Source organism: Neobacillus cucumis (genome assembly GCF_023715505.1).
The window spans coordinates 1-861 of the sequence record NZ_JAMBOH010000092.1 but is presented as its reverse complement, the minus strand read 5'-3'; the positions used below and the strand labels follow the sequence as shown (position 1 = coordinate 861).

The window sequence follows — 861 nt, the reverse complement described above, 5'->3', positions numbered from 1 at the left end:
GGTCCCTATCCGTCGTGGGCGCAGGAAATTTGAGAGGAGCTGTCCTTAGTACGAGAGGACCGGGATGGACGCACCGCTGGTGTACCAGTTGTCTTGCCAAAGGCATCGCTGGGTAGCTATGTGCGGACGGGATAAGTGCTGAAAGCATCTAAGCATGAAGCCCCCCTCAAGATGAGATTTCCCATAGCGTCAAGCTAGTAAGATCCCTGAAAGATGATCAGGTTGATAGGTCAGAGGTGGAAGCGTGGTGACATGTGGAGCTGACTGATACTAATCGATCGAGGACTTAACCAAGTTTTAAAGCGAACTAACTCGTTTTTACAATATTCTTCTATATTATCTAGTTTTGAGAGAACGATCTCTCTAATTTTATAGTCTGGTAATTAAGGCGAGAAGGTCACACGCGTTCCCATACCGAACACGGAAGTTAAGCTTCTCAGCGCCGATGGTAGTTGGGACTTTGTCCCTGTGAGAGTAGGACGTTGCCAGGCTTTGCCCCTTTGGGGCTATTATTTTGCCTATTTTAGTTTTGGGCCCCTTGGTCAAGCGGTTAAGACACCGCCCTTTCACGGCGGTAACACGGGTTCGAATCCCGTAGGGGTCACCATTAACAGTGTAAATGCGGGTGTGGCGGAATTGGCAGACGCACCAGACTTAGGATCTGGCGCCGTAAGGCGTGGGGGTTCGACTCCCTTCACCCGCACCAAGTTTTTTTACAAAGCAAAATAACTTTCAATATAATGCGCCCTTAGCTCAGCTGGATAGAGTGTTTGACTACGAATCAAAAGGTCGGGAGTTCGAATCTCTCAGGGCGCACTTTAACGGGAAGTAGCTCAGCTTGGTAGAGCACTTGGTTTGGGA

Annotated in this window: 3 tRNA genes and 2 rRNA genes; all 5 read left to right on the top strand. The window is 49.1% G+C overall.

Features of this window, described 5'->3' with window-relative positions:
- Positions 1-294 (top strand): 23S ribosomal RNA (locus tag M3226_RS31495); the annotation flags it as partial.
- An 81-nt stretch (positions 295-375) separates the two neighbouring features.
- A 5S ribosomal RNA gene (rrf, locus tag M3226_RS31490) occupies positions 376-491 on the top strand.
- Between the two features lie 41 nt (positions 492-532).
- Positions 533-607: transfer RNA gene (locus M3226_RS31485), tRNA-Glu, on the top strand.
- Between the two features lie 14 nt (positions 608-621).
- A tRNA-Leu gene (locus M3226_RS31480) sits at positions 622-706 on the top strand.
- A 36-nt stretch (positions 707-742) separates the two neighbouring features.
- Positions 743-816: transfer RNA gene (locus M3226_RS31475), tRNA-Arg, on the top strand.
- The last annotated feature ends 45 nt before the right edge of the window (positions 817-861 follow it).